This window comes from Actinoplanes missouriensis 431 (assembly GCF_000284295.1).
GTDB classification, from domain to species: domain Bacteria; phylum Actinomycetota; class Actinomycetes; order Mycobacteriales; family Micromonosporaceae; genus Actinoplanes; species Actinoplanes missouriensis.
Genome location: NC_017093.1, coordinates 6,088,343 through 6,114,475, shown reverse-complemented (window position 1 = coordinate 6,114,475; position 26,133 = coordinate 6,088,343). Strand labels below are relative to the sequence as shown.

At 71.0% G+C, this 26,133-nt stretch carries 25 protein-coding genes; 19 read left to right on the top strand and 6 right to left on the bottom strand.

Going from position 1 to position 26,133, the window contains the following annotated elements; translation table 11 throughout:
- The first annotated feature begins 115 nt into the window (after positions 1-115).
- Entirely contained in the window at positions 116-952 is an 837-nt protein-coding gene (locus AMIS_RS28125; RefSeq protein ID WP_231859111.1) for an IclR family transcriptional regulator, read from the top strand.
- On the opposite strand, the gene AMIS_RS28120 is transcribed toward AMIS_RS28125, so the two are convergent.
- Entirely contained in the window at positions 949-1,644 is a 696-nt protein-coding gene (locus AMIS_RS28120; protein WP_014445822.1) for a hypothetical protein, read from the bottom strand. The two genes, AMIS_RS28125 and AMIS_RS28120, sit on opposite strands and share 4 nt — an antisense overlap.
- Before the next feature lie 53 nt (positions 1,645-1,697).
- Here AMIS_RS28120 and AMIS_RS28115 point away from each other — a divergent pair, with 53 nt between their 5' ends.
- The 12 genes from AMIS_RS28115 to AMIS_RS28060 all read left to right on the top strand — a co-directional run bounded on the left by AMIS_RS28115 (position 1,698) and on the right by AMIS_RS28060 (position 14,260).
- Complete coding sequence (locus tag AMIS_RS28115) at positions 1,698-2,165, top strand: MaoC family dehydratase (protein WP_014445821.1); 468 nt, start codon at positions 1,698-1,700, stop codon at positions 2,163-2,165.
- On the top strand, positions 2,162-3,172 hold the full coding sequence (locus AMIS_RS28110; protein ID WP_014445820.1) for an LLM class flavin-dependent oxidoreductase: 1,011 nt from the start codon (positions 2,162-2,164) through the stop codon (positions 3,170-3,172). Before AMIS_RS28115 ends, AMIS_RS28110 begins: the two co-directional genes overlap by 4 nt.
- Positions 3,169-4,368, top strand: coding sequence for a CaiB/BaiF CoA transferase family protein (locus AMIS_RS28105; RefSeq protein WP_014445819.1), 1,200 nt, complete (start codon positions 3,169-3,171; stop codon positions 4,366-4,368). Before AMIS_RS28110 ends, AMIS_RS28105 begins: the two co-directional genes overlap by 4 nt.
- On the top strand, positions 4,365-5,639 hold the full coding sequence (locus tag AMIS_RS28100) for an MmgE/PrpD family protein (protein WP_014445818.1): 1,275 nt from the start codon (positions 4,365-4,367) through the stop codon (positions 5,637-5,639). Before AMIS_RS28105 ends, AMIS_RS28100 begins: the two co-directional genes overlap by 4 nt.
- Positions 5,636-6,607 (top strand): RidA family protein, encoded by a 972-nt coding sequence (locus tag AMIS_RS28095; RefSeq protein ID WP_014445817.1) that lies wholly within the window; start codon positions 5,636-5,638, stop codon positions 6,605-6,607. Before AMIS_RS28100 ends, AMIS_RS28095 begins: the two co-directional genes overlap by 4 nt.
- Positions 6,604-7,107: an FAS1-like dehydratase domain-containing protein gene (locus AMIS_RS28090; protein ID WP_014445816.1), complete on the top strand. Its 504-nt coding sequence runs from the start codon at positions 6,604-6,606 to the stop codon at positions 7,105-7,107. Before AMIS_RS28095 ends, AMIS_RS28090 begins: the two co-directional genes overlap by 4 nt.
- A complete protein-coding gene (locus AMIS_RS28085) occupies positions 7,094-7,474 on the top strand; it encodes a MaoC/PaaZ C-terminal domain-containing protein (protein ID WP_014445815.1) in 381 nt (126 codons plus the stop codon). Before AMIS_RS28090 ends, AMIS_RS28085 begins: the two co-directional genes overlap by 14 nt.
- A complete protein-coding gene (locus AMIS_RS28080; protein ID WP_014445814.1) occupies positions 7,471-8,586 on the top strand; it encodes a thiolase C-terminal domain-containing protein in 1,116 nt (371 codons plus the stop codon). Before AMIS_RS28085 ends, AMIS_RS28080 begins: the two co-directional genes overlap by 4 nt.
- Positions 8,583-8,888 (top strand): Zn-ribbon domain-containing OB-fold protein, encoded by a 306-nt coding sequence (locus tag AMIS_RS28075; RefSeq protein ID WP_014445813.1) that lies wholly within the window; start codon positions 8,583-8,585, stop codon positions 8,886-8,888. Before AMIS_RS28080 ends, AMIS_RS28075 begins: the two co-directional genes overlap by 4 nt.
- A 2-nt stretch (positions 8,889-8,890) precedes the next feature.
- Positions 8,891-10,054 carry an acyl-CoA dehydrogenase family protein gene (locus AMIS_RS28070; RefSeq protein ID WP_041830111.1) on the top strand — a complete coding sequence of 388 codons (1,164 nt, stop codon included), beginning with the start codon at positions 8,891-8,893 and terminating at the stop codon, positions 10,052-10,054.
- Positions 10,051-10,881: an HpcH/HpaI aldolase/citrate lyase family protein gene (locus AMIS_RS28065; RefSeq protein WP_014445811.1), complete on the top strand. Its 831-nt coding sequence runs from the start codon at positions 10,051-10,053 to the stop codon at positions 10,879-10,881. The genes AMIS_RS28070 and AMIS_RS28065 overlap by 4 nt, the downstream gene beginning before the upstream one ends.
- Positions 10,882-10,984: 103 nt before the next feature.
- Complete coding sequence (locus tag AMIS_RS28060; protein WP_157435113.1) at positions 10,985-14,260, top strand: NACHT domain-containing protein; 3,276 nt, start codon at positions 10,985-10,987, stop codon at positions 14,258-14,260.
- Here the strand turns inward: AMIS_RS28060 and AMIS_RS28055 are convergent.
- On the bottom strand, positions 14,224-14,451 hold the full coding sequence (locus AMIS_RS28055; RefSeq protein ID WP_041830110.1) for a hypothetical protein: 228 nt from the start codon (positions 14,449-14,451) through the stop codon (positions 14,224-14,226). The two genes, AMIS_RS28060 and AMIS_RS28055, sit on opposite strands and share 37 nt — an antisense overlap.
- Positions 14,452-14,505: 54 nt before the next feature.
- On the opposite strand from AMIS_RS28055, the gene AMIS_RS28050 reads away from it, so the two are divergent.
- Positions 14,506-15,138 (top strand): TetR/AcrR family transcriptional regulator C-terminal domain-containing protein, encoded by a 633-nt coding sequence (locus AMIS_RS28050; protein ID WP_014445808.1) that lies wholly within the window; start codon positions 14,506-14,508, stop codon positions 15,136-15,138.
- 90 nt (positions 15,139-15,228) lie between these two features.
- Entirely contained in the window at positions 15,229-17,790 is a 2,562-nt protein-coding gene (locus AMIS_RS28045) for a M14 family zinc carboxypeptidase (protein ID WP_014445807.1), read from the top strand.
- A gap of 40 nt (positions 17,791-17,830) precedes the next feature.
- Here AMIS_RS28045 and AMIS_RS28040 read toward each other — a convergent pair whose 3' ends face one another.
- On the bottom strand, positions 17,831-18,241 hold the full coding sequence (locus tag AMIS_RS28040) for an RDD family protein (RefSeq protein ID WP_014445806.1): 411 nt from the start codon (positions 18,239-18,241) through the stop codon (positions 17,831-17,833).
- A gap of 602 nt (positions 18,242-18,843) precedes the next feature.
- Between AMIS_RS28040 and AMIS_RS28035 the strand changes: the two genes are divergently transcribed.
- Positions 18,844-19,740 (top strand): lamin tail domain-containing protein, encoded by an 897-nt coding sequence (locus AMIS_RS28035; protein WP_014445805.1) that lies wholly within the window; start codon positions 18,844-18,846, stop codon positions 19,738-19,740.
- Here AMIS_RS28035 and AMIS_RS28030 read toward each other — a convergent pair.
- From AMIS_RS28030 to AMIS_RS28020, 3 genes are all read right to left on the bottom strand, one after another.
- A complete protein-coding gene (locus tag AMIS_RS28030; RefSeq protein WP_014445804.1) occupies positions 19,731-20,339 on the bottom strand; it encodes a thymidine kinase in 609 nt (202 codons plus the stop codon). The genes AMIS_RS28035 and AMIS_RS28030 overlap by 10 nt on opposite strands.
- 97 nt (positions 20,340-20,436) lie before the next feature.
- Positions 20,437-21,780, bottom strand: a complete 1,344-nt coding sequence (locus AMIS_RS28025; RefSeq protein ID WP_014445803.1) for an NAD(P)/FAD-dependent oxidoreductase — start codon at positions 21,778-21,780, stop codon at positions 20,437-20,439.
- 191 nt (positions 21,781-21,971) lie between these two features.
- Positions 21,972-22,835 carry an FAD binding domain-containing protein gene (locus tag AMIS_RS28020; RefSeq protein WP_014445802.1) on the bottom strand — a complete coding sequence of 288 codons (864 nt, stop codon included), beginning with the start codon at positions 22,833-22,835 and terminating at the stop codon, positions 21,972-21,974.
- 175 nt (positions 22,836-23,010) lie between these two features.
- Between AMIS_RS28020 and AMIS_RS28015 the strand changes: the two genes are divergently transcribed.
- Genes AMIS_RS28015 through AMIS_RS43750 form a run of 3 tightly spaced genes read left to right on the top strand, consistent with a single transcriptional unit; the run spans position 23,011 to position 26,126 of the window.
- Positions 23,011-23,343 carry an L-rhamnose mutarotase gene (locus AMIS_RS28015; protein ID WP_014445801.1) on the top strand — a complete coding sequence of 111 codons (333 nt, stop codon included), beginning with the start codon at positions 23,011-23,013 and terminating at the stop codon, positions 23,341-23,343.
- Between the two features lie 53 nt (positions 23,344-23,396).
- Positions 23,397-25,529: a hypothetical protein gene (locus tag AMIS_RS28010; RefSeq protein ID WP_014445800.1), complete on the top strand. Its 2,133-nt coding sequence runs from the start codon at positions 23,397-23,399 to the stop codon at positions 25,527-25,529.
- A gap of 33 nt (positions 25,530-25,562) precedes the next feature.
- Positions 25,563-26,126: a hypothetical protein gene (locus AMIS_RS43750; protein WP_014445799.1), complete on the top strand. Its 564-nt coding sequence runs from the start codon at positions 25,563-25,565 to the stop codon at positions 26,124-26,126.
- The last annotated feature ends 7 nt before the right edge of the window (positions 26,127-26,133 follow it).

Below are 26,133 nucleotides of genomic sequence, written 5' to 3'. Positions count from 1 at the left end.
GTAACGACGGTCGGGAGTGCTGTCAACATCGGAGCGGTACAGCGTTTCGCGGTGCGAAATGGCAGGCTAGGCTTCGGCCAAGTTTGTTCCGTTCCTGTTCCGGGGGGATTTCCCAGTGCCCAGCCGACCAGTGTCCAGCCGAACCGTGCCGCCGGCCGCGCCGGCCGCGGCCGAGGACGAGGGTCAGTCGCGTTCCATCGCCGCCGTCGAGCGCGCCATGGACGTCCTGCTCTACTTCGGGCGCGCCGATCAGCCGGATCTCGGCGTCACCGAGATCGCCACCGCGCTGGGCCTGACCAAGGCCGCGGTGCACCGCATCCTCACCGCGCTGCGCAGCCGCGAGCTGATCACCGTCGACCCGGCCACCCGGCGGTACGCGCTGGGCCACGCCGCTGTCGCGCTCGGCCGGGCCTACCTGGCCCGCACCGACGTGCGCGCGATGGCCGCGCCGGAGCTCAAACACCTCTCCGGGCGCACCCAGGAGACGGCCACCCTGTCGCTGCGGCGCGGCGACACCCGCCTTTACGTCGACCAGGTCGTGCCGGACCAGGAGCTGCGACTCGAGGTGAGCCTCGGCATCCCGTTCCCGCTCAACGCGGGCGCCTCGTCGAAGGCGTTCCTCGCGTTCCTGCCGGACTTCGAGGTGGAGGCCTATCTCTCCCGGCACCCCCTCGAAGCGGTCACCGACAAGACGATCACCGACCCGGCCAAACTGCGCAAGGACCTGGCCTCGGTCCGCAAGCGGGGATACGCGACGTCGCTCGGCGAACGCCAGGCCGGCGCGGCGTCGATCGCCGCCCCGATCTTCGACCACGACGCCCGGGTGGTCGCCGTGATCAGCCTGGCCGGGCCGGCGCTCCGCTTCAAACCGGAGAGCGACGCCGGCGCGGTGGCCGACCTCCAGGAGGCGGCCGCCCGCATCTCCGCCCAGCTCGGCTACCAGCCCCGCTAGAGGTTCGCGAGCGGCTTCGCGACACCGAGGAGGCCGGCCAGCAGCACCGACCCCCAGATCACCCAGACGTAGGGGAGGCAGCCGTTCACACTGCTCGTCACGGTTGCCTCCACCCGGGTGTCCGGCTTCCCGGCCATGACCGCCCCGAACGCCGGGCCGAACGGCTTGAGCGTGCGCCGGATGCCGAGCCCGGCCGCGATGGCGATCGCGTAGAGCAGCACCTTGGCGCCGAGCCACTTCGGATCGGTGGTCACCCCGAACGGCTCGCTGACGACGAGCGTGAAGACGCCCGCCCCGGCCATGCCCGCGATCACCGCGATCCGGATCGCGTGGTCCACCCGGCGCACCAGAGGGTGTTCTCCCGGCTCGTGGTGGTCGGTCCACATCAGCCACACCCAGGCGAACGCCCCGATCCACAGCGGCACGAGCAGCCACCAGGGCAGCAGCTTCACGCCCCAGAGCGAGCCGCCGTGCGCGTCCAGCGAGATCAGCGTGAGGCCGCTGGGCAGGAACAGGATCAGGCAGATCTTCGGCCCGAGGTCCAGACCCAGCATGATCTTCAGCGCGGTGAGCCGGGCGGCGGGCGGCAGGTCGGGCTTGATCACGTAACGGCTGGAGTAGAAGACGCCGAGGTCCCCGCCGAGCCAGAAGACCATGAGCACGATGTGCAGGTAGAGGAACGCTTCGAGCATGGCCTAGATGGAAACACCTTTCCACTGTGCGAAACAAGTGCTAGCTTCGCCCCATGCTCGGCCGCTATTACGAAGACTTCACCGTCGGCGACACGTACCGCCACCCGCTCGGCCGCACCATCTCCGAGGCCGACAACACGTGGTTCACGCTCCTGACGCTGAACACCAATCAGAGTCACTTCAACGCCGACTACGCGGCGGGTACGCCGTACCGGAAGCTCCTGGTCAACTCGACGCTCACGGTCGCGATCGTGACCGGCCTGTCGGTGCCGGACGTCAGCCAGCACGCGTTCGCCAACCTGGGCTGGGAAGAGATCCGGATGCCCCACCCGGTCTTCGTGGGCGACACCGTCTACGCCCGATCCACGGTTCTCGAGCTGCGTGAGTCGCGGTCCCGGCCGTACGCGGGAATCGTCACGGTGTCCACCGCCGGCTTCAACCAGGACGGCGTCGACGTCATCACCTGGACCCGGACGATGCTCACCTACAAACGCGGCCACGGACCCGCCGCGGACCGATGAGGCTGGACCTGCAGCCCTGGGGCGAGACGATGGCCGAGCTGGTCACCGCGGCCCGGGCTGCCGAGTCGGCCGGCGCGGGCGTGGTCTGGGCGCCGGAGCTGCACCGCAGCGCGTTCACCACGGCCGCCGCCCTGGCCACCGGCACCAGCAAGGCGGCCGGCGGCGAGTCCCGGATCGGGGTCGGCACCGGGATCGCGCTGGCGTTCGCCCGGTCCGCGATGCTCACCGCGATCGCCGCGGCCGATCTGGACGAGCTCGCCGAGGGCCGGTTCCGGCTCGGGCTGGGCACCGGCGTGGCCCGGCTCAACCAGGACTGGCACGGGGTGCCGTTCGAGCGCCCGCTGCCCCGGCTGCGGGACACCGTGGAGATCGTCCGCAAGGTGCTGGCGGGCGGCGACCCGGTCACCCACAAGGGCGTCCGGTCGATCCGGGTACGGGGGTGGCGCCGGCCCTACCCGCCGGTCCGCGAGCACATCCCGATCTACCTGGCCGGCGTCGGCCCGGCGATGGTGGCCCTCGCGGCGCAGACCGCCGATGGGTGGATCGGCCACGAGCTGTGCCCGCCGGCCGACCTGCGTGACCGCATCCTGCCGACCCTGCGGAGCGCGCGCCGGGACGATTTCGACGTGGTCGCGGCGGCCTGCTGCTCGGTCGACGACGATCCGCGCGAGGCACGCCGCCGGGCCGCGAACGTGGTCGGCTTCTACGCCTCGGTCAGGTCATACGCCGAGATGTTCCGGCACGCCGGGTTCGGCGCCGTCACCGAGAAGGCGTCAGCGGCCCTGCGCGGCGGCCGCTCCGCCGACGACCTCGGTGACCTCGTCCCGGAAGCGATGGTCGACGCGTACACCATCGCCGGCACCCCCGGCCAGTGCCGCTCCAGGATCGCCGCCTACGACGGCCTGGCCGGTGCGCTCAAACTGTCCGCGCCCTCCTACGGCCTGCCGGCCGACGAGACCCGGCACGCTCAGGAAGGCCTGCTCACCCTGGTAGGTAGCCTGCGATGAGACCACTCGAGGACATCCGGATCATCGCGGTCGAGCAGTACGGCGCCGGGCCGTTCGGCTCGGTGCACCTGGCCGACCTCGGCGCCGACGTCATCAAGATCGAGGAGCCGGGCACCGGCGGCGACGTCGGCCGGTACGTTCCGCCGTACGCCGAGGGCGAGGACTCGCTCTTCTTCGAGACGTTCAACCGGAACAAGCGGTCGCTCTCGCTCGACCTCGCCACCCCGGCCGGCCGCGAGGTCTTCGAGGACCTGGTGGCGCACGCCGACGCGGTCTACTCCAACCTGCGCGGCGACGTCCCCGCGAAGATCGGCATCACCTACGACCAGCTCCAGCACCTCAACCCGAGCATCGTCTGCTGCTCACTGACCGGCTTCGGGATGACCGGGCCGCGCGCCGGCCAGCCCGGTTACGACTACATCCTGCAGGGCCTGGCCGGCTGGATGGACCTGACCGGCGAGCCGGGCGGGCCGCCGGCCAAGTCCGGGCTGTCGATCGTGGACTACTCGGGCGGGTTCGTCGCCGCCATCGCCCTGCTCGCCGGGGTGCACGCGGCCCGCCGGGACGGCCGCGGCATGGACTGCGACCTGAGCCTGTTCGACACCGCGATCGGCATGCTCACCTACCCCGCCACCTGGCACCTCAACGCCGGGTTCGCCCCGGAACGCACCCGGTACTCCGCGCACCCGTCGCTCGTGCCGTTCCAGCTCTTCCCGACCGCCGACGGCTGGGTGGTGGTGGGCTGCGCCAAGGAGAAGTTCTGGCAGCGGCTGGTCACCGTGCTGAACGTGGAGATCCTCTCCGAGCCGCGGTTCGCCACGTTCGCCGCCCGGCGCGAGCACGCGGCCGAGCTGCTGCCGCTGCTGGAGGGCGTCTTCGCGACCCGGGTGACCGCCGACTGGCTGGCCGTCCTGGAACCGGCCGGCATCCCGTGCGGGCCGGTCAACGACGTGCCGGCCGCTCTGCGCGACCCGCACACCCTCGCCCGTGACCTGATCGTGGAGACCGAGCACCCCCGCTACGGCACCGTGCGCCAGGTCGCTTCGCCGGTCCGGGTCGGCGATCAGCCGCCGGCTCATCGCCGGGCGCCCCGGCGAGGAGAGGATCTGGGGTACGTGTCCGAGCTGCTCGGCTATTCGCCGCAGCACCTCGCCGCGCTCCGTGCGGCGGGCGCGTTCGGCCGGGAGGACGGGTGACCGCCCCGGCCGCTGTCACGCTGGCCGGGTGGGTCGCCGGACTCACCCACGACGACCTGCCGGGACCCGTTGCCGAGGCGGCGCGTGACCACCTCGCCGACGCCGTGGGATGCGCCGTCGCGGGCATCCGCAGAGCCGCCGCCGATCCCGCGCTCACCGTCGCGCGCGGGCTCGGCGGCCCACCCGAGGCGCGCCTGTTCACCGGGGAACGGCTGAGCGCGGTCGCCGCCGCGTTCGGCAACGCGGTCGCCGTGCATGCGCTCGATTTCGACGACACCCACGCGGGCGGCCTGGTCCACGCGAGCGCGGTGACCGTACCCGTGGCCCTGGCTGTCGGGGAACAGACCGGGGCGCGCGGCAGCGAGATGATCACCGCCCTGGTCGCGGGCCTCGAGGTGGTCTGCCGGCTCGGCGCCGCCGCGCCGCACGCGTTCCACGCGCGGGGCCTGCACGCCACGGCGATCTGCGGACCGGTCGCGGCGGCGGTCACGGCCGGGAAGCTGCTCGGCCTGGACGCCGCGACGCTGACCAGCGCGATCGGCATCGCGGCCAGCGGCGCGAGCGGGCTGCTGGAGTTCCTGCACAGCCCGGCCGCCACCAAACAGCTGCACCCGGGCACCGCGGTGGCGAACGGCATCATGGCGGCGCGGCTCGCCGCGGCCGGCGCGAGCGGACCGGCCGGCGCTCTCGACGGCGCCTACGGGCTGTTCCGGGCCCTGGCCGGCCGGGACCCGGACGCCGGCGTGCTGACCGGCGGGCTGGGCGAGCGCTGGGAGACCACCCGGATCGAGATCAAGCCCTATCCGGCCTGCCGGCTCACCCACGCCTCGATCGACGCGGCCGGCGAGTTCACCGGCAGCGCCCCGGCCGCGCTCACCGTCACGCTGCACCCGGACGCCGTGCCGATCGTCGCCGGGCCGGAGAAGCGCCGCCCACGCAGCGCCTACGAGGCCAAGTTCAGCGTCTACTGGTGCGTCGCCGCGATGATCGTGGACGGCTGGGTGGACCTGGACACGTTCACCGACCTGGACCGGCCGGACGTGCTCGGTCTGGCCGCCCGGATCACCGTGCTGACCGCCGATCCCGGCGTGGTCGCGGCCGACGCCCCCGGCATCGTCGAGGCGGACGGCCGGGTGTCCCGGGTGGAGCGCTCGACCGGCGGGGGAGCGCACACCAAGGCCGCCGCCAACCTCGGACCCGGTTTCCGTTCCGTCCGCGAGGCCACCGGCCCGGTCGCCCTGCTGGACGCTGTCGAAGGGTGCCTGACATGACCGTGTATCTGCCGGCGGTGCCCGGCTACCCGCTGGTGGGCGCCGCGCTGGAGGCGGCCGGGCTCACCGTGCGGGACATCGTCCACGTGACCGAGTACGTCACGCTCAGCTCGCTGACCCTGGACAGCGAGCGGGCGCAGGCTCTCGGGGGTGACCGTGTGCCGGTGTCCCGGGTGCCGGTCGAGGCGGTGGTCGGCGCCGACGCGCCCTACGCGGTCGGGGTCATCGCCCATCCCGGAGGCGGTGAGCTGCTGGAATCCGGGGACGACGTGCTGCGGGTCGCCGGCGGCGTCGTCCACCTGCCGAGCGTGCACACCACGTCGGGGGACTTCCGCGAGCAGTACCGATGGTGCCTGGAACGGACCGGTGAGCTGCTGGCCGTCGCCGGTCTCGGCCTGGACGCGCTGGTCCGGACCGTCGACTACACGGCCACCGCCACCCGCGCGGAGTACCCGCGGTGCGGGCGGCCCCGCAGGGAACTGCTGCCCGGTCCGGTGCACCCGGGCGCGGCCGGGATCCTGGTGGACGTGCCGGTGGCCCGGGGCGCCCGGGTCTCCCTGGACGCGGTGGCCGCCACCGGCGAGCTGACCGTGCTCAATCCCGGCTGGCAGCGGTACGACACGCTCACCTACAAGCCCGCGGTCCGGGCCGGCGACACGATCTATCTCGCCGGGTTCGGCGCGCTCGACCCGGTCACCCAGGTCGCGCTGCACGACGGTGACCTGGCCGCGCAGACCGCGTTCGTCTACGCGAGCATCGAGACCGTCCTCGCCGAGGCGGGCGCGACCGGGGAGCACGTGACGGCGCTCGTCGAGTACCTGACGCCGGCCGCGGCCGGCTCCTACGACGCCACCCGGGCGCTGCGCGAGAAGCACTTCCCGAACGCGGCGGTCACCGCGGTGGTCTGCTCGGCGCTGCTGCGGGCCGAGTTCCTCCTGGAGACCGTGCCGACGGCGGTGCTGTCATGAGTGATGCTGCCATGGGTGATCCTGCCGCGACTGATGCTGCCGTGCCCCTGCTTACCGACGCGCTGATCGCCCGGATCGGCGAGGAGGTGGTCTACACCGCGCCCGAGCCGCTGGGCCGGGCCGCGATCCGGTACTTCGCGCTCGCCACCGGCGACACCGATCCGGCGCACCTGGCCGGCGACGTCGCGCCGCCCACGCTGATCTGCGAGACGAACCAGTACGCGAACCTGCCTCGGGACGCCGACGGGTACGCCGGTCACGGCTGGCACCTCGACGTGCCCGGCACCCGCCTGGTCCGCGGCGGCAACTCCTACCGGTTCGAGCGGCCGGTCCTGCCGACCACGGTCGTGACCGCCCGCTGGCGGCTCGCCGGCATCACCGAGCGGGTCACCGGCGGCGGCCGGCGGATGCTCGTGGTCACCTCGGTCGCCACCTACACCGACCAGCACGACCTGGTGCTCGCCGTGAACGAGGAGTCGCTGATCCATGTCGAGCGATGAGCTGCTGTTCGTCCGCCGCATCGAGCTGCCGGACATGATCGCTTACGCCGGGGCGACCTGGGACTGGCACCGGCTGCACTACGACCCCGCCTATCTCGCCGAGCGCGGCCTGGACCGGCCGGTGGTGGACGGGCAGGTCTTCGGGGCCTATCTGGCGATCGCGCTGCGGGAGTGGTTCGGCCCGGAGGCGGTGATCAGCGCCTTGTCGTTCCGCTTCACGAACCCGGTCTTCGCCGGGGAGACGATCCGCTGCCTGGGGTCCTTCGTGCGTGCCGATTCCCGGGTCGAGGTGGACCTGCGCGTCGAGGTGGTCGAGGACGGGCGGATCGCGGTCGCCCCGGCCTCGGCCACGCTGACCCTGCCATGACCGGCGTCGCCATCGCCGGCGCGGCCGAGTGCGACCTCGGCCGTACCGGGAAGTCGATCCTCGAACTGCAGACGCAGGCCGTCACGCGCGCCCTCGCCGACGCGGGGCTGACCCTGGCCGACGTCGACGGCATCGCCACGAACGGCATCTCGCGCTTCTCGGCGACCCAGCTCGCGGACCATCTGGGACTGCAGCCGGCGTGGAGCGACTCCAGCTTCGCGGGCGGCGCGGTCTTCGAGATGTACGTGGCCCGAGCCGTCCAGGCCATCGAGGCCGGCCAGTGCGCCACCGTGGTCATCTCCTACGCGAGCAACCAGCGCTCCGCCCGCAGCCGCTCGGTGACCGGGGTCCACGAGGAGGGCACCCCGGAGGCGGAGTGGGAGGCGCCCTACCGGCCGCTCTACCCGATCTCGTACTACGCCATGACCGCCCAGCGATACCTGCACACCTACGGGCTGGATCGGGCCGACCTGGCGACCGTCGCGGTGGCCGCCCGGGAGCGTGCCCGGCGCAATCCGGCGGCCTGGACCTACCGGATGGGCCCGCTCACCGTCGACGACGTCCTGGCCTCGCCGATGATCTCCAGCCCGCTCGGCAAACTGGACTGCTGCCTGGTCACCGACGGTGGCGGCGCGGTGGTGCTGACGTCCCTGGACCGGGCCCGCGACCTGCCCCGGCCCCCGGTCGTCGTCCTCGGGTACGGCGAGTCGCTCACGCACACCGGGATGGCGACCGCCGCCGACCTGCTGCGGACCGGCGCGATCGACTCCGGTCAGCGGGCGTTCGCGAGGGCCGGTCTCCAGCCATCCGACGTCGACGTGGTGCAGCTGTACGACGCGTTCACCGTCTCGGTGCCGCTGGGGCTGGAGGCCCTCGGGTTCGCCGAGCCGGGCGCCGGACTCGGCGCGACCGTGCCGCACAACACGCAGGGCGGCGGGCTCGCCTACTGCCACCCCGGGCAGTTCGGGGTGCTGCTGCTGGTGGAGGCGGTGCGGCAGCTGCGCGGGGAGTGCGGGGCGCGGCAGGTGCCCGGCGCGTCGGTGGCGCTCGCGCACGGCACCGGCGGGATCTTCTCCAGTCACGCCACCGTGCTGCTGGGGGTGGATCGGTGACGCTCGTCCTGCAGTTCTGCCGCTCGTGCCGGAGATATCAGCACTACCCGCGACCGATCTGCGTCTCGTGCGGCGGTGACGACCTCTGGTCCGTGGAGGCCGCCGGGACCGGAACCGTGGACAGTTTCACGGTCGTCCACCGCGCCGACGTGCCGTACATGCTCGCCCGGGTCCGCCTCGCCGAGGGCCCGATCGTCCTCACCCACCTGGTCGACGTCGATGAGCCGCGCTGTGACCAGCCGGTGCGGCTCACCTGGCGCGACGGACTTGCCGTGTTCCGTCCTCTCGCCCCTCCGGAGTGATCATGGATTTCGAGCTTTCCGACGAGCAGCGGATGTTCCGCGACGTGCTGCGCGACTTCGTCGACCGGGAGATCCGCCCGGTGGCCGGCGAGTGGGAGGCGTCCGGCCGGTACCCCACCGAGATCGTCGAGACGATGCGGGAGATGGGCCTTTTCGGTCTCACGGTGCCGGAGGAGTACGGCGGCCTCGGCGCCGACATGGTGAGTTTCGCGCTCACCTTCGAGGAGATCGCCAAGGGCTGGATGGGGATCGCCGGAATCCTCGGCAGTCACTCCCTGTCCTGCTGGCTCGTGGCCCGCCACGGCACCGCCGACCAGAAGGCCCGCTATCTCCCCGACCTGGCGACCGGGAAGCGCCGCACCGGCATCGCCCTGACCGAGCCGGACGCCGGCACCGACCTGCAGGGCATCACGACGACGGCGGTCCGGGACGGCGACCACTACGTGCTGAACGGCCGCAAGACGTGGATCACCAACGCCCGGCACGCCGATCCGCTGCCGGTCCTCTGCAAGACGGACGCCTCCGCGGAACCCGCGCACAAGGGCATGTCGGTGATCCTGGTCGAGGCCGGCACACCCGGTTTCACCGTCGAGCGTGACCTGCCCAAACTGGGATACAAGGGCACCGAGTCCTGCGAGGTGCTGCTCGAGGACGCGCGGGTCCCGGCGACCCGGTTGCTCGGCGGCGTCGAGGGACGTGGCATGCAGCAGGTGCTCTCCGGCCTGGAGACCGGCCGGATCAACGTGGCGGCCCGCGCGCTCGGCATCGCACAGGCGGCCTACGACGAGGCGCTGCGCTACGCCGGTGAGCGGCACGCGTTCGGCAAGCCGATCGGCGGCTTCCAGGCGATCCAGCTCAAGATCGCCGAGATGGCGGCGCAGGTCCAGGCGGCCCGGCTGCTCGTCTACTGGGCCGCGTCACGGGCCGACGGCGGCCACCGGGTCGACATGGAGGCCGGGATGGCGAAGGCGTTCGCCTCCGAGGCGGCCGTGTTCTGCGCGCTCACCTCGATGCAGGTGCACGGCGGGTACGGGTACTCCAAGGAGTTCGTGGTGGAACGCCTCTACCGGGACGCCCCGCTCATGATGATCGGCGAGGGCACCAACGACATCCAGCGCGTCGTGATCGCCCGCGCGCTGCTCGCCGGGAAGGCGTCGATCGGATGAGATCCTTCCTCTACGTGCCCGGCAACCGCCCGCGGATGCTGGAGTCCGCGCTGAGCCGCGGCGCCGACGCGGTGATCGTGGACCTGGAGGACGCGGTCCCGCCCGCGGAGAAGCCCGCCGCCCGCGATGCGGTGGCCGCCTGGCTGACCGATCAGGATCCCGGCGCGCCGGTCTTCGTCCGGGTCAACGCCGGTCCGCAGGGGGTGGCGGACTCGCGCGCGGTGGTGACGGCGGCCGGCCCGGCTGTGCGGGGGCTGGTCGTGGCCAAAGCCGATCTCGGTCAGCTGGCGGCGCTCGCCGGCGTGCTGGATGCCGTCGATCCGGCGGGTGGGCTCGGACTCGTACCCCTGCTGGAGACGCCGCAGGCCCTCCTGGCCGCGGCCGCCATCGCCAGCGCGCCGCGGGTGACCCGGTTGCAGATCGGCGAAGCCGATCTGGCGGCGGAACTGGGGGTCACCCCGGGTGAGGACGAGAGGGAGCTTCTTCTCGTACGCTCCGCCGTGGTGCTCGCCTCCGCCGCAGCCGGCATCGAACCGCCCGCCGCAGCGGTCACCACCGACTTCCGCGACCTGGACTCCCTGCGCCGCAGCACGCTCGCGCTGAAACGGCTCGGTTTCCGCGGCCGGGCGTGCATCCACCCGGCCCAGATCCCGGTGGTCCACGAGGTCTTCACCCCGTCCCCGGACGAGGTGGCCGAGGCCCGCGACCTGGTGCAACGCTTCGAGGCGGCGGGCGGCGGGGTGTGCCTGGACGCCCGAGGCCGCATGGTCGACCTGGCCGTCGTCCGCAACGCCCGCTGCACCCTGTCGGTGGTGTCCGCTACCTGACACCACGAACGGTGCCGTTGCCGGACACTACGCCGACCATGGCGGACCGTGCCCCGGGAGGACCCGCGTGTATGCCCTCGTCCCGTCTCCCAGCGGGAGTGCCGTGCCGGCGACCGAGTCCGTCTGGCAGTCACCCGAGGTGGTTGCCGCCTACATCATCGGCGCGATCACGCTTGTCGGATTCCTCGTCACCTACCTCACCATGCACTTCCAGCGACGACTCGCGCAGGAGCGAGCCGAGGCCGACGACCGGCTCGCACGGGAACGGGCGAAGTGGGAGTCCCGTCAGCAGCAGACCGCGGCCGCGGAGGCCGAGCAGAAGACCGAGGAGGCGAAGCAGCGGCGCCTGCTGCTGGCCGCCGACGACCGGGAGCGTACCGCCCTCGAGTACAAGGCCTCGCTGATCTCCGAGTTGAAGGCGCTCCGGGTCCTGGACATGGCGAAGCCGCTCGACCTGAACGCCCTCTACGTCCAGGTCAAGATTCGTGAAGACGAGTCGCGGCGCTATGTCGCCGAGGAGGAGATAGAGGCGTTGGCCGCGGGCCACCCGGCCGCCCTGCTCGACGCGACCGCTGCGCGAACCGTCGCGAAACACGCGGAGGCCGTGCCGCCGGAGGACGCGCTGACCCGATATCAGCACGTTGTCGTCCTGGGTGACCCCGGCGCCGGCAAGACGACGATGCTCAAGCACCTGGCGTTCCGCATCTGCAAGGGCGAGATCAGCGGCCTCACCGGAGTCCCGATCTTCGTGGAATTGCGGCGTTTCATCGACAGCGGGATGGCGGACATCCTGGAGTTCGCCATCAAGGACTGCGCCGACAAGTACGGCTTCGCGGGCGCCGGTGACTACGTGCGTGAGCGGCTCACCAACGGGACGGCAGCGCTGCTCTTCGACGGCCTCGACGAGGTGCTCGGCGGATCCGAAGCCGCCCAGGCTACCGACGCGTACCGCAAAGCGGCAGGTGAGATCTCGCGCCTGTGCGCGCGCTACCCGAAGGCGCCGATCGCGGTCACCTGCCGCCGGGCGGGGTTCAATGGCGGTCTCGACCGGTTTCAGATCCTGGAGGTGCTCGACTTCACGTGGGATCAGAGCCGGCGCTTCCTGGAGAACTGGTTCGCCGGGCGGCAGCCCGAGTTCCGCGACCTGGTCAATTCCCTCAACCGCAACGTGCGGATGAAGACCCTGGCAGCGAATCCCTTGATCCTGTCGTTGATCGCGATCGTCTACGAGAACGATCTCGAGTTGCCCGAGCGGAGATCCGAGCTCTACAACCGCTGCGTGGAGGTCCTCCTGAAGGAATGGGACTCCAAGCGCGGCATTCGCCGTTACTCACAGTTCACCACGGACCGTAAGCGCGACCTGATGGAAGAGTTGGCCTGGCACTTCCACGTCCAGGGCAAACGCTACTTTCCCGAGTCCGAGGTCCTCTCGATGATTCGCGCCTTCCTCCCGACCATCGGTCTCAGCGATGCAAGCCCGGCGGATGTGCTGAAGGAGATCGCGGCGAACTACGGTCTCGTCAAGGAGCAGGCGACCGGGTGGTACGGCTTCTGGCACCTGACCATCCAGGAATATTTTGCGGCGGTCTGGGCCAACGAGCACTTCTCCGAGACGCGCGACCACCTCCTGGCACACCGCCATGATCCGTGGTGGGAGGAGGTGCTTCTGCTGCTGGCCGGCCGCATGTCCGACGCCACGGATCTCCTTCTGGGCATCGCCGGGATCACCGACCGGGACGCTCCGCTGACAGTGCCGCTGGTCCCCGACGACGATGTCGTCCACCGTGATCTGCTGCTGATGGGCGAATGCCTCCTCGCTGCCCCGCGAATCCGGCACCCAGAACTGCGAGGGAGGATCTCGGAATCCCTGTGGCAGATCGCGCAGTCATCTGCTTACACCGAGACTGTCGATCAGGCGTTACGGATTCTGGTGGTGCTAGGCGAGAAAAATAGATTGAATGAGATCTCGGGCCGTTTCCTGAGCAAGGATGTGGATCTTGGTGCTCGCTTCTCGATCGGCCGTGTCATAGGGCAATGCGGTGACGAGTCGTTCGTTGCCAGTGTCCTCGACCAGGCGATCGGCGGAGATTTCTCACCGGCTTCGTCCTTTATTCTGCAGGGTGCCCATGAGCGGGGGTTCCGGTCGGCGGGTGTGCTCGCGCTTAAAGGAGTGGAGAGGCTGGCAGCCGACGGTGAGCTACCGGCCTACCATTATGGTCTCGACGATTTCCTCCGAACCCTCGGTGACGTCGATGGTGAGGTCGCTCTCGACTGGGTCAGGGTGCTATTGCCTCGGGTACTCGAGGCCAAGAAAGGTAAAGATGACTTCGCGACGGCGGCGGTCGGCGCGGTGTGTGCGAAGGTGGCAGCGCAGCAGAATGCCTACGATCTGGCAGAAGCGGTACGGGCAGCCGCGGCGGTTGGGCAGGCGAGTATTATCGGTGGCACGGACTATCTGCTGGGGATCCTCGGCCTGCACAGGCCCGGCGAGGAATCCGTTGTCGCGGATGCCATCGCTGAATTGCGGATCTACCCGTCGGAGGAGCTGAAATCCAAGCTCGCCCCCTTCTGGACCGACGCAATCCAGTCCGCGGTGACAAGTCGGTTCCTTGCGAGCCGAGGAGAGATCAGTTGGAACACGTTCGATCTGCTCGACGTGGCTCCGACCCGCTCTGAGCTGATCCGGGACCTCCTGCGGAACGGACTCGTGGCACGCGCCGACATGACGGAGGCCTTGGCGGTGCTACTCGCTCATGATGGTGACCACCGTGCTCGCCGGGATGTCCGGAACTCCTTCCGGCGGCGACTGCTGAGCAAGGACCTGGATTTCGGACTGGTGAGCCGCCAGGCGAGGGTGCTTGTCGATATCGGGCTCACCGACTTCGTGGTGAACCAGGTTGCTGACTTCATCTCGTCCGCGGATTCGACCGATGGACGGGATGTCGCCAACCTGTATCGGTCCATCCTTCTGGTGCCCGATACGCGGCTCGACTCGATAGCAGACTTGCTGTGGTCGGCGCTGGAGCGATTCACGCCGGTGCTTGCGTCGTCGGATGAGCGATTCGTTGAGGTCGTGAGCGCGCTCACGTGCAACGCCACGGTCGGCCGAGTGCTGAGGATCGAGCTTCCCGAGTCGTTCTACCGCGTCTACTCCATACCGGGCAGCAAATTGAGAGATCGCCTCGTCGCCACCGTCGACGCGGAGAGCCTCCCGCACATCGTCGCGCTTGCGGCGAAGTTCGACACCGGGTCCCTGATGGATTGGGCGGACGGGCTGGCATCCGTGCTTCTCCGGCTCAACTATCGGCTGTACCCCGACGGGCGTCTCGAACCGGCTGTGCCTCAGGGACCGGCCTCCAGGTGGACCTCCACGTCGTAGAGCAGGTGCACCGGCTCGCCGTTGGTGACTCCCACGAAGATCGGGTCGGCTGCCGGGGTGCGGCCGTGGGACCACACCCACTCGCGGGCTGCCTCGCGGGACTCGGCATGGGCGCGGCCGGCCAGGTGCAGGGCCATCACCTTGCGGGCCGTCGACCGGTCGGTCTCCAATCGCACGCGTATCAGGGGCACGACACGCCTCCTTGAACGGTGATAATTTGACTTACCGACGTTAATCTAACAGGCATGACCTCGGTATGGCTCCGGCCCGAACCTGACCGGCGGCGCCGGCAACCCCAGCTCAGCCGGGAGTCGATCACGGTGGCCGCAGTGGGGCTGCTCGATGCCGAGGGGGTCGACGGGCTCACCATGCGGCGGCTGGCGGCGGCGCTCGGGGTCACCTCCACCGCGCTCTACTGGCATGTGGAGACCAGGGACGACGTCCTCGATCTGGCCGTCGATCACGTCTTCGGGGCGGTTCCGATCCCGGAGAAGACGGAGTGGCGGGCCGATGCCCGTACCCTCGTGCGGGGCTGGCGCCGCGCCATGCTCGACCATCCCTGGGCGGCCGCGCTGATCGGGCGGCCGATGCTCGGGCCGAACGTGCTGGCGCGCACCGAGTTCCTGCAGGAGGCGCTGTCGCGCGGCGGGCTGAAAGATCGCGAATTGACCGTGGCCACCCGGCTGCTGGCGAACTATGTGATCGGGGCGGCGCTGACCGAGGCGACGTGGCGGGCGTCGAGCGCTGCGGATCGGGAGGCGGCGCGCCGGCATGTGACCGCGGCCTGTCCGACGCTCGTGGCGTCGCGCCACCTGGCCGGGCCGGAGCGGGACGACGACGAGATCTTCGAGCGCGGGCTCGATGTGATCTTGCGGTAACTCGGTTAAGAACAAGAATCGTCCGCATAGATCATTGCGCATCCGTTGCTGCTCCGGAGAGGGTCAGGGGAATCCCAACGGAGGTGCTTTGTGGACTTGTCACGAACGCTTGCCGGATTCGGCACCGCGCTGCTGACCGCGGCGCTGCTCGCCGATCCTGCTGCTGCCGCCGCACCGGGCGACCCGGACAGGGTGCAGGCGAGCAGGGACTTCGGCAACGGTCCGGAACGCAACGAGGTCGCCGCGCTGGAGAACGCGTCGGCGCGAAGCCTGTCGATCAACGGCGCGGAGGTCGCCGGCGCGGGGATCACCGGCGCGGGCTCGGGGACCGGCTGGAAGCCGGGGAAGCGGGGCTATCCGCGCCAGAACACCCTCAGCGTCTACCCCGAGAACCCGGATGATCGGTCGATCAAGCTGGGGCTCATCCCGTACCACGGGATCGCGCCGAAATTGAACGCCCTGCAGAAGGCCTCCGACAAGGTCTCCGCCGAGGTGATCGGGAAATCGGCCGGAGGCCGGGATCTTTACCTGGTCACGGTGACCGCGCCGGAATCGGCGGCCGAGACGGCCCGGCAGGATCGCTGGAAGGCGATGATCGAGGACAACCCGTGGGCGGCCCAGCGGGACGGTCACCTGAAAGCCGGGTACAAGACGCCGGTCTGGATCAACGCGAACATCCACGGCAACGAGTGGGAGGGCACCGACGGCGCTCTCCGCGTGATCGAGAGACTGGCCACGGCGACCGACGCGAAGACCGTCGCGTTCCTGAAGAAGAGCCGCGTCTACGTGACGGTCACGAACAACCCGGACGGGCGGGTCGCCGGCACCCGGGCGAACGGCGCCGGTTTCGACATCAACCGCGACTACGCCACGAACTCGCAGCCCGAGTCCCGCGCGATCCGTGACGTGGTGATCGGCACGCAGCCGTTCGTGATGCTGGACGAGCACGGGTACACCGGCACCACGCTGATCGAGCCGGGCACCCCGCCGCACGGGCAGAACTACGAGTACGACCTCTACATCAAGCACGCCCTGCCGAACGCGCTCGGCATGGAGGCGGCGATCCAGAAACTGGGGTACGCCGAGACCACCCGCGCCGACATCCCGTTCCGTGACTACGCGCCGGGCGACTGGGACGACTGGCCGCCGATCTTCACCCCGATGTACGCGATCTTCCAGGGCGCCATCGGCCACACCGTGGAGATCCCGCTGCGGGTGAACAACGCCGACTACACCAACCTGCCGGTGGAGGAGCTGCGCCGCCGCTCGAAGATCAACACGGACGTGGCCGCCGCGACCATCGAAGCCGCGCTCACGTACGCGGACACCAACAAGTCGTCACTGCTCGCCGGCCAGATCGAACAGTTCCGCCGGGGCTGGGTGGGCGCGCCCTCGCCGGAGATCCCGGACGGTTTCGTGGACGGCTTCGGGCCGGAGGACCGTTACTCGACCGAGTTCCCGCGCGCCTACGTGATCCCGGCCGGGACACCCGCCGCGACCCGCCTGATCAACCACCTGATCGCCAACGACGTGCGGGTCACCAAGGCGCGTCACGGCTTCACGGTGAACGGGCGGCGCTACGCCTCCGGCACCTACATCGTCGACATGCACCAGCCGAAGCGCGGCCTCGCGAACGCGCTTCTGGAGGCCGGCCGGGACATCTCCGACCTCGTCCCGCAGATGTACGACATCTCCGGCTGGAGCCTCGGCCTCCTCTGGGGCGCGCAGGTCGACATCAGCCGCAAGGCCGCGCCGCGCGTCGCCACGACCCCGGTCCGGCAAGCCGTCCTCCAGGGCGGCGTCGACGCGCGCAAGGGCAGCGCGCTGCAGCTCACCCTGAAGGACGGCAACGACGTGCGGGCGGTCAACGAGCTGCTCGCCCGGGGGATCAAGCTGCGGCGTACCGGCGCGGCCACCGTCGTGGTCCCGGCCGAGGCGCGGCCCGAGGCCACCGCGCTGGCCCGATCATTGGGGGTACGGTTCACCGCGGCGCCCACGAAGCCGGCAGGGGAGGTCCTCGATCAGCCGGTCATCGCCGGCGCGGTCTCGGCCGACGAGCTGTTCGCCCTCAAGGAGATGGGCTTCACGGTCCGGACCGTCTCGACCGCGCTGCTCAACGGCGGCGCCGGGCTCAGCGACGTGGACACCCTGATCGTCTCGTCCGGCCTGTCGTACACCGGCCTGAACGCGACAGGCCGCGCCACCGTCGACGCGTTCCTCGCCCGCGGCGGCGGCGTGGTCACCCGAGGCGCGACGGGCGCCACCTTCAACGCCGCCGCGAAACTGCTGCCGGCGGTCGCGAACGCCGCACGCGGTGACGCGAACGGCGTGGTCAACGTGGTGAACACCGGCCCGGTCGTCGGGGCGGGGTCGCTGCCGCACTCGTTCGTCTACTCGCCGCTCTGGTTCACCGGCACCGGGTTCACCGTGGAGCAGCGGTACGGCGCCGACCCGCTGGTCGCCGGCCACTGGCAGCCGACCACGGCCGGCGCCAACGGGCAGGAACAGGCCGCCGGGCAGGCAGCGGTGGTCTCCGGCGCCACGGCGGGCGGGGGCAATGTGGTGCTGTTCGGGACCGAGCCGTTGTTCCGGGCACACCCGAAGGGCTTGTACGCGCAGTACGCCCGGGCCCTGTTCTGGACGGCGGGGTAGCGCGTTGAGGGGCCCGGCTGTGGAGTCTTCCACGGCCGGGTCAGCGCTCGACGACGATCGAGTTGGCCATCCGGTCGTGGAGGGCACGATGCTGGTCGCGGTCGCCGAGGGCGAAGAGGCCGTCGACCCAGGCGAACGCGGTGAGCGTGACCACGTTCAGCGCGAGCTTCAGGCACATCTCCCGGACCGCCATCCGCCGCCGGCCGAACGGGACACCGGTGGCACTGTCGGTCACCACCTGCCCGAGCAGCCGTTTCGCCGGGGTCTGACCGGCGGGCCAGGTGACCATCGCCCAGGCCAGCCAGCCGACGCCGAGCGTCACGATCATCAGCAGAACGTCGAGCAGCGCCGCCGCCAGCCGCCGTCCCGGCGTGACCGGCGGACGCGCGCGGATGAAGCCGTCGGTGATCGGCGGCGCCCACCCATAGGGCATCTGGTGGGGATTGCTCATCGATGCACCCTTCGTCCGTGGAGGTTGCCCACCTTCGTGCAGCCTCGCAGACACGGCAATCCATCGCCCGGGGTAGTAACCCGTTCGAGCAGCCCCGCCGAAGTCCGACAGATGAGATAGCCCTGACGACCGGCCGGTCCGGCCGGTGCTCAGTGCTGTCGCCGGAGCGCTGACGACCGGCCGGTCCGGCTGGTGCTGAGTGTTGTCGAAGCGCCTGTCGACAGCACTGAGCACCAGCTCGCCCGGTCCGGCTGGCTCACAGTGCTCCGGCGCGCCCGGTTCGGCAGCACTACGAGCCAGCCGACGGGCGGCATTCCAAGATCTGCGGGTCCCACGGCGGCGAACGCTCCACGATCTGCGGCGGGCGGAGGCGGGGATCCAGGTGACGGGACGCGGAGAGGGTGACGGGACGCCGGGGCCGGCGGCGGGATGCGCCGGCGGGAGGGGCCGTCAGGTGGCCGGGGGAGCGGGGGACCAGTAGGTTGCGGTTGGGAACTGCCGATGGCGCGTACCGGATGCGGAGATGGAGAGGCGCGGAATGCGAGGCCACGCTGACGACCCGGATCGCTCAAGCCGGCGCCTGCCCGGCCGATGAGCCCGGCATGCTGCGTCGCCTAGCCACCCTCGCCGTGACCGCCACCCTCGGTGTCGCCGGGTTCGCCGCCCCCGCGCAGGCAGCCACCCTCACCTGGACCGGCACGGTCGACTGGGTCGCCGACGGCGACACCCTCCGGGTCGACCTGCACGGCGACGGCACCAGCGCGCTGAAGTCGATCCGGCTGATCGGGATTCAGGCGATGGAGCAGACCAAGTACTCGCCGACGCCGGCGAAGCGGCGCGGCGAGTGTCACGCGCTGGCCGCGACGGCGCGGGTCGAGCAGATGGTCAAGGCCGGTGGCAACAAGGTGCGCCTGACCGCTTTGAAGGCGTCCAGCAAGAGCGGCGAGCGTCCGCTCCGCTCCGCCGCCGTGAAGATCAACGGTAGGTGGCAGGACATCGGGCAGGATCTGGTACGCCGGGGCCTCGCCCTCTGGCTGCCGTTCGCCGGCGAGTGGACCTGGGACGAACGCTACCTGGCCGCGGCGAAGGCGGCCGCCAAGGAGCACCGCGGCCTCTACGACACGGACAGCTGTGGTGCCGGGCCGGCCGCTTCACTGTCGCTGACGGTTGACCCGGATCCCGCCGGTTCCGACGCGGCGAACCTCAACGGCGAATACTTTCTCCTGAAAAATCAGGGCAGAACCGCCGTGAGCGTGGCCGGCTGGTGGGTGCGCGACTCCGCCTACCGCCGCTACACGTTCGCGAAGGGCACCAGGATCCCGGCCGGCGGCACGCTCACGGTGCACGTCGGCAAGGGCACGAACACCGCCACCGACAAGTACTGGGGCCTCAGCGGACCGATCTTCACGAACGTCGACCCGGCCAACCACGGCTACGGCGACGGCGGCTACCTCTTCGACCCGCAGGGTGACCTGCGCGCGTGGCAGATCTACCCCTGAGCGGGTCCCGCGACGCCCTCACGCCAGTGGCGGCGGCACAGCACCCGATAGCTCACCTCGGCCGCCGCGTCGATGTCCCCGACCGCCACCTGAGCGCCGGACCGGGCCACCCGCCCGTCCTCGATCCGCGCGTTCTGCCGGCCCGGACGCCCGCACCAGCAGGTCACCTCGACCTGCAGCGACACGATCCGGTCGGCCAGCTCGAGGAGCCGCTGCGAGCCGGGGAACAGCCGCGACATGAAGTCCGTCGATATCGCGTAGCAGTCCACGTCGACGTGCAGCTCGTCCACCGCGAGGGCGAGCTGCTCGACCTGCTCCGGGCGCAGGAACTGGGCCTCGTCGACGATCACGAACCCGCCGGCCGGCACCTGCGCCTCGATCAGCGTGACCAGGTCGGCCCCGTCGGTCACCTCGATGGCGTCGGCCATCACGCCGAGCCGGGACGACAGCACCCCGGACCCGGCGCGATCCATGCTGGTGAGCAGCACGCCGGGCCGCCCGGCCTGCCGCCGGTTGTACGCGTTCTGCAACGCCAGGGTCGACTTGCCCGCACCCATGCTCCCGTGGAAGAGCGTCAGCTCGTGGTAGACCGGGGCCATCGCCCGTTGCCTCGGTGCGACGACGGGTTGTGTGACCGGAACCAAGGCGTGAACCTTCCTCAAGAATGCAGGGGCCGCTACACGCTACCTGGCGGTGTCAGCGACTTTCCTCCGCCTCACGTTTGAAGGGGTCGCCGTACAGGCGGAGGGCCCGCCGGGCGAACGCCTGCTGCTGGGTGGCCACTCGTTCCGACCTGCCCCGGCCCAGGAAGCTGACCGCCCAGTGCAGCACCGCCGTGACCCGGTTCTTGAAGCCGACCAGGTAGAAAAGGTGCACGGCGACCCACACCACCCAGGCCGGGAATCCGGACAGGTGCAGCTTGCCGATGCTGGCCACCGCCGAGAAGCGGGAGATCGTCGCGAGGCTGCCCTTGTCGAAGTACTTGAAGGGCTGCTTGTCCGGTTTGCCGCCCAGCCGCCGCTTGATCTGGTCGGCCGCGTGCCGCCCGCTCTGGATCGCCACCTGCGCGACACCGGGCAGCGGCCGCCCGTCCTCGCCGGCCAGGTTCATCATGTCGCCGAGCACGAAGATCTCCGGGTGCCCGGGGACCGTGGTGTCCTTCTCCACGAGCACGCGGCCGGCCCGGTCGGTCTTCGCGCCTGCCGCGTCGGCCAGCTTCGTGGCGAGCGTCGGCGCGGCCACCCCGGCCGCCCAGACCTTGGTCATCGTCGGGATCCGCTGCCGGCCGGACGACGTCTCCACCTCGATCCCGGTGGTGTCGACGCCCACCACCTTGGTGTTCAGCATGACCTCGACGCCGAGCTTCTCCAGCTGATCCCTGGCCCGGCCGGACAGTCGGTCACCGAACGTGTTCAGCACCGCCCCGACGGCGTCCACCAGCAGGATCCGCGACTTACGGGTGTCGATGTGCCGGTACTGCGAGGGCAGTGTCCGGTGCGCCAGCTCGGCGATCTGCCCGGCCATCTCGGTGCCGGTCGGGCCGGCGCCGACCACCACGAACGTGAGCCAGCGTTCCTTGTCCGCCGGGTCGGTCTGCAGGTCGGCGACCTCGAACGCCCCGAAGATCCGGGCGCGCAGCTCCAGCGCGTCGTCGATGCTCTTCATGCCGGGCGCGTACTCGGCGAACTCGTCGTTGCCGAAATACGACTGCGAGGCGCCGGCCGCCACGATCAGCGTGTCGTACTCCACGGTGTAGTCGATCCCCGGCCCGTTCACCGAGACGACCTTGTTCTCGACGTCCACGTCCTGCACCCAGCCGAGCCGGACGTCCACGTTCTTCTGCCGCTTGAGCACCTCCCGGATCGGCGGCGCGACCTCACCTTCCGACAGGATGCCGGTGGCCACCTGGTAGAGCAGCGGCTGGAAGAGGTGATAGGCCGTCCCGTTGATCAGGGTGATGTCCACGTCCGCCCGGCGCAGAGCCTTGATGGCGAAGAGGCCCCCGAACCCGGCCCCCACGACCACGACACGATGACGCATGCTCACTCCTCGCGATAGGGCACCCACGTCCACACTGGTATGCCCACGCGCGCAGCGGAAGTCACTTGATCTCTGCTTTTCCCCACACTTCGATCTAGGGGTACGGCCTGCCCCCCGCACAACCGCAGCTGACACGCCCCGCAGAGCCGCGCGGCCGCGCCACGTCCGTCCCGGCCGCAGCGCGGGTTCCGCTACGGGTGCGCCCGCACGCCCAGCCCGTCCCGTGCCTGGCTGAGCGCCCGCCGGGCCAGGGTCCGGAACGCGCGCTGCCGCATCAGCCGGTCCGCGGCGGTGCCACCCCCTGTCGCGTCCACGTCGGCCGCGGCCTCGGCGGCGGCGCTGATCGCGGCGTCCGACAGCGGGCCGTCGAGCAGAGCCTTCTCGGCGGCGCGCGCCCGCACCGGGCAGGGACCGGCGTTGACCAGCCCGATCGAGGCCGCGCTGACCACCCCCTCGGTGACCGTGATCGCGGCGATCGCCGCCGCCTGCGGGAAGATCGTGGTGCGGCGGTCCTCGGCGTACCCGATGCCTGTCCCGGCCGGCAGCACCCGCAGCTGGGCCTCGGTCAGCATCTCGTCCGGTCGCCGCGCGGTCGTGAACGGCCCGGTGAAGAAGCTCTCGGCGGCGACGGTCCGGCTGCCGTTCCGGCCGGTCAGCGTCATCCGCGCGTCGAGCATCATCGCCACGACCGGCCACTCGGCGGCCGGGTGGGCGAACGCGAAGCTGCCCAGCATGGTCCCGCGGGCCCGGATCGGCGGATGCCCGATGTGGCACACGACGGCGCGCAGCAGGTCGCCGAGCGGCCCGGTGACCCCGGCCGACTCGAAGGTCCGATGCCGCACGAGCGGCCCGACCCGCAGTGATCCGTCGTTCGCGGCGAGGGTGTCCAGCCCGGACACCCGGTTGATGTCGACGACCCGCCGGACCGCCGTCTCCGTGTCGCCGGCCTGCAGGGTCAGGCTCTGCCCGCCGGCCAGGACCGATCCCGCGCCGTCCGCGAGCGCGTCGAGAACCTCGTCCATGCCGGTGGCGCCGATGTACTCGAAGGCCGTCAATGCCCCTCCCCGTCTTCCCGGACGCGGTCACATTCTGCGGGTCGCGGGGACCGAAGGGAAAGACGACACTCGATCGGGTTACCGCTCGTCGGTGTCAGGGTGGCGGGGCGGTAGGTGCGGCGTTCCACCCGCAAGGGTCTAGAAACGTTTCAACCCACCCGCCATAATCCCCGGCATGACGCGTGTGTGCTTCACCCTGCAGGTCGATCCGGCGAAACTCGACGCCTACCGTGAGGCGCACGCCGCGGTCTGGCCGGAGATGCTCCGGGCCCTCGCCGACACCGGCTGGCACGACTACCGGCTCTTCCTGCGGCCGGACGGGCTGCTCGTCGGCATCCTCGAGACCGAGGACTTCGCGGCGGCCCAGGAGGCGATGGCCCGTACCGAGGTGAACGCCCGCTGGCAGGCGGCGATGGCCGGCTTCTTCCCGTCGCTCGGCGAGGCCCGCCCGGACCAGGGCATGGTCGTCCTCGACCAGGTCTTCCACCTGGAGGAGCAGCTGGGCTGAGCAGCCTGGCGGGGGTCACTTACCGTGGGGACACGTTGGACAGAGAGGTGTCGATGCCCCGGATCCCCCGCTCGCTGCTCACGCCGAAGGGCGTGCTCGGGCTCGCGGCCCTGCTGCTGGCCGCGCTCATCGTGGTGCGTGTGCTGTTCGCCGGCGTCGACGGGCTGTACTCGATCCTCCTGGTCGCCGGCACGGCCACCGTCATCTACGGCGCCGGGTCCCTGGTGCGGGCGGCCCGGCCGATCCTCGCCGCGGTCGCCGCCGCGGCCGACCCGGACTCCCCGCTGCCCCGGATCCTGGCGAAACCGGAACGGCCACGGCTGCTGGCCGTGCTCGCGCTGGTGATCCTGGTGGTGCACGCCGGCATCACCGGATACATCGGGGTGTGGACGATTCTCGTTGCGGTCGCGCTGGCCGCCGTCGCGGCGCTGCTCAGCGAGAACCTCCGGCTGGTCGCCCTGATCACCGGCACCGCCGTGGTGTTCGCGATCGCCACCGTCTTCGTCGAGAACGCGTTGCGGGGCAGCGCCGAGGCCCGCGCGCTGGCCGTGTCGGTGGCCGCGGTCGTCCTGCCGGTTCTCGTCTCGGACAAGCTGACCGGCCTGATCAAGCTGCCGTCGCTGAGCGCCGCCCACAACGTGACCCTGGCCGTGCTCACGCTGACGCTCAGCTTCCTCGGCTGGACCCGCGAGGACTGGCTGCCCGGCGTGACACACGGCTGCTACACGCTGCCCACCTCCACCGGGATCACGGTGATGCGGGCGACCGCGGACGGCTCCCGCTGCTACGGGCTGCTCGACACCGCCGACCCCGGGGTGTTCGCCCCGGCCGCGTTCGGGCGGGACCCGGTGACGGTCCGGCTCGAGCAGGCGATCCTGCGGAACAACCGCCCGCTGGAGAGGGGCGACCTGACCGTGGTCTGGATGGGCGCGCTCTCCTGCGACCCGCTCCCCGGCGCGCCCGCCACCTGCGCGGACGGCCGGGACTACCCGTCCGAGCGGGACCAGCTGCGGGCCCTGCTGTTCGCACAGACGTACCTCGGGCATCTGCACGTGGTGATCGCCGACGCCACCCAGGACGTCCGGCACGCCGACGACATCGCCAAGATGGTCATCGAGCGGCGTGCGGCGCTCGGCCCGCGCCTGGTGGTGATCGGCGGCGGCGACAGCCGGGACACCACGCAGCGGGCGATCAACCGGCTGCTCGACGCCGGTATCCCGTTCATCGCCCCGAACCTCCTCGCCGACCTGGGCGCCCCCGGCAAGCCGTTCGTCGACCGTCCCGGCTACCTCCAGCTCGCCCCGGCGAACCTGGCGTACGCCCAGGACACCGTGACCCGCCTGCGGCAGCGCTTCCCGGACGGCTTCCGCCTCGACGTCTACGCCGAGCCGGCGCCGACCGACCTTTACACGACGTCACTCGTCAACGACCTGCTCGCGGCCGTCCGGCAGGCGCCCGGCTCGACCGCCCGGCACGTCGCCACCCTCGACGGGGTCGGCTGCGACAAGGACACGGTCCTCTTCTTCGCCGACCGCTGGACCCGGTTCGCCGAGTTCGTCCAGCGGATCAAGGACGCCTGCGGCCACGCCCGGCCGAACCTGGTGATCGCGGACGGTTCGGTCGGCCGGTTCATGGCCAACTACCAGCTCCGCGCGGTCAGCAACGCCGACTGGCCGGTCGACTACTACGTCGGCGGCCCCGGCTGCTCGGACCTGGACCCCGGCATGTACACCACGCTCGTCGCGCAGATGGACAGGTCCCGCGAGGTTCTCGGCCTGCGTCCCGGGGAGACGTTCGCGTGCGCCGACCGGGCCGCCGGCGCCCGGGACCGGCAGCTGCTCGACGCCTGCACCCTGGATGCCTCGGTGAAACTGCAGAGCCAGTCGTGCCGCCCCAACGACCTGGGCAACTTCCTGATCCCCGCCTGGGACGCGGTGCTGCTCGCCGACGCCCTCCTGCCGCCGGACCCGGTGCCGCTGAGCTCCCTCGCCGCCGGCCCGACGACGCTCTCCACCGGCGTGCAGGCCGTCGTGTCGGGCGGCCGGCTGGAGAAGCCGACCGTGCCGGTGCTGCTCTGGCACGTGGACCCGCTCAACGACCCGAGCCGCATCTGGGAGCGCCCCAGCGACCGGCTGCGCCTCACCACCGACCCCACCGGCCCGGTGGTGGTCGGCACCGGCCGCTGAGCCGGGCTCGCGTTCCTCCGGTAGCGTGAGGAGGTGTCCGAGGCATACCCGACCACGGAGGAACGCATCGTCGCCGAGTTCGGCGACGGTCACGACGTCCAGGGCATAGCGCTGCGCTACGGCCTCACCGTCGATGAGGTCTACGCCGTGGTGGAGCGGGAGCTGAGCCAGGAAAACCCGGCACCTGCCTACCCGCAGCCTCCCTACGCGCCGCCGCCTCCCTACGCCCCGCCGTCGATCGCCCACTACCAGCAGCCGACCCCACCGCCGCCCTATCCGGTCCAGGGTTATGCGCCGCCGGGCTACCCGGTCCAGGGTTATGCGCCGCCGGGCTACCCGGTCCAGGGTTATGCGCCGCCGGGCTACCCGGTCCAGGGTTATGCGTCGCCGGGGTACCCGGTTCAGGGCTACGCGCCGCCGGGCGTCCCGGACGAGGACACCATCGTCGCCGAGTACGGCGAGGGTCACGCCGTCGAAGCGATAGCCCGCAAGCACGGCATCCCGGTCGACCGGGTCTACGAGATCGTCCACCGAGCCGTGTCGGCGCCCCCGCAGCACCCACCCGCCGACCCCACCGTCTGGCAGCCGCCCGCTTAGCCCTCCC

Excerpts from the sequence above, each read along its gene's own strand:
- AMIS_RS28120 (WP_014445822.1), bottom strand. The coding sequence starts at position 1,644 with ATGCTCGAAGCGTTCCTCTACCTGCACATCGTGCTCATGGTCTTCTGG.
- AMIS_RS28095 (WP_014445817.1), top strand. The coding sequence starts at position 5,636 with ATGACCGTGTATCTGCCGGCGGTGCCCGGCTACCCGCTGGTGGGCGCC.
- AMIS_RS28050 (WP_014445808.1), top strand. The coding sequence starts at position 14,506 with ATGACCTCGGTATGGCTCCGGCCCGAACCTGACCGGCGGCGCCGGCAA.
- AMIS_RS28025 (WP_014445803.1), bottom strand. The coding sequence starts at position 21,780 with ATGCGTCATCGTGTCGTGGTCGTGGGGGCCGGGTTCGGGGGCCTCTTC.
- AMIS_RS28010 (WP_014445800.1), top strand. The coding sequence starts at position 23,397 with ATGCCCCGGATCCCCCGCTCGCTGCTCACGCCGAAGGGCGTGCTCGGG.
- AMIS_RS28115 (WP_014445821.1), top strand. The coding sequence starts at position 1,698 with ATGCTCGGCCGCTATTACGAAGACTTCACCGTCGGCGACACGTACCGC.
- AMIS_RS28105 (WP_014445819.1), top strand. The coding sequence starts at position 3,169 with ATGAGACCACTCGAGGACATCCGGATCATCGCGGTCGAGCAGTACGGC.
- AMIS_RS28080 (WP_014445814.1), top strand. The coding sequence starts at position 7,471 with ATGACCGGCGTCGCCATCGCCGGCGCGGCCGAGTGCGACCTCGGCCGT.
- AMIS_RS28035 (WP_014445805.1), top strand. The coding sequence starts at position 18,844 with ATGCTGCGTCGCCTAGCCACCCTCGCCGTGACCGCCACCCTCGGTGTC.
- AMIS_RS28070 (WP_041830111.1), top strand. The coding sequence starts at position 8,891 with ATGGATTTCGAGCTTTCCGACGAGCAGCGGATGTTCCGCGACGTGCTG.
- AMIS_RS28065 (WP_014445811.1), top strand. The coding sequence starts at position 10,051 with ATGAGATCCTTCCTCTACGTGCCCGGCAACCGCCCGCGGATGCTGGAG.
- AMIS_RS28040 (WP_014445806.1), bottom strand. The coding sequence starts at position 18,241 with ATGAGCAATCCCCACCAGATGCCCTATGGGTGGGCGCCGCCGATCACC.
- AMIS_RS28110 (WP_014445820.1), top strand. The coding sequence starts at position 2,162 with ATGAGGCTGGACCTGCAGCCCTGGGGCGAGACGATGGCCGAGCTGGTC.
- AMIS_RS28015 (WP_014445801.1), top strand. The coding sequence starts at position 23,011 with ATGACGCGTGTGTGCTTCACCCTGCAGGTCGATCCGGCGAAACTCGAC.
- AMIS_RS28090 (WP_014445816.1), top strand. The coding sequence starts at position 6,604 with ATGAGTGATGCTGCCATGGGTGATCCTGCCGCGACTGATGCTGCCGTG.
- AMIS_RS28085 (WP_014445815.1), top strand. The coding sequence starts at position 7,094 with ATGTCGAGCGATGAGCTGCTGTTCGTCCGCCGCATCGAGCTGCCGGAC.
- AMIS_RS28030 (WP_014445804.1), bottom strand. The coding sequence starts at position 20,339 with ATGGCCCCGGTCTACCACGAGCTGACGCTCTTCCACGGGAGCATGGGT.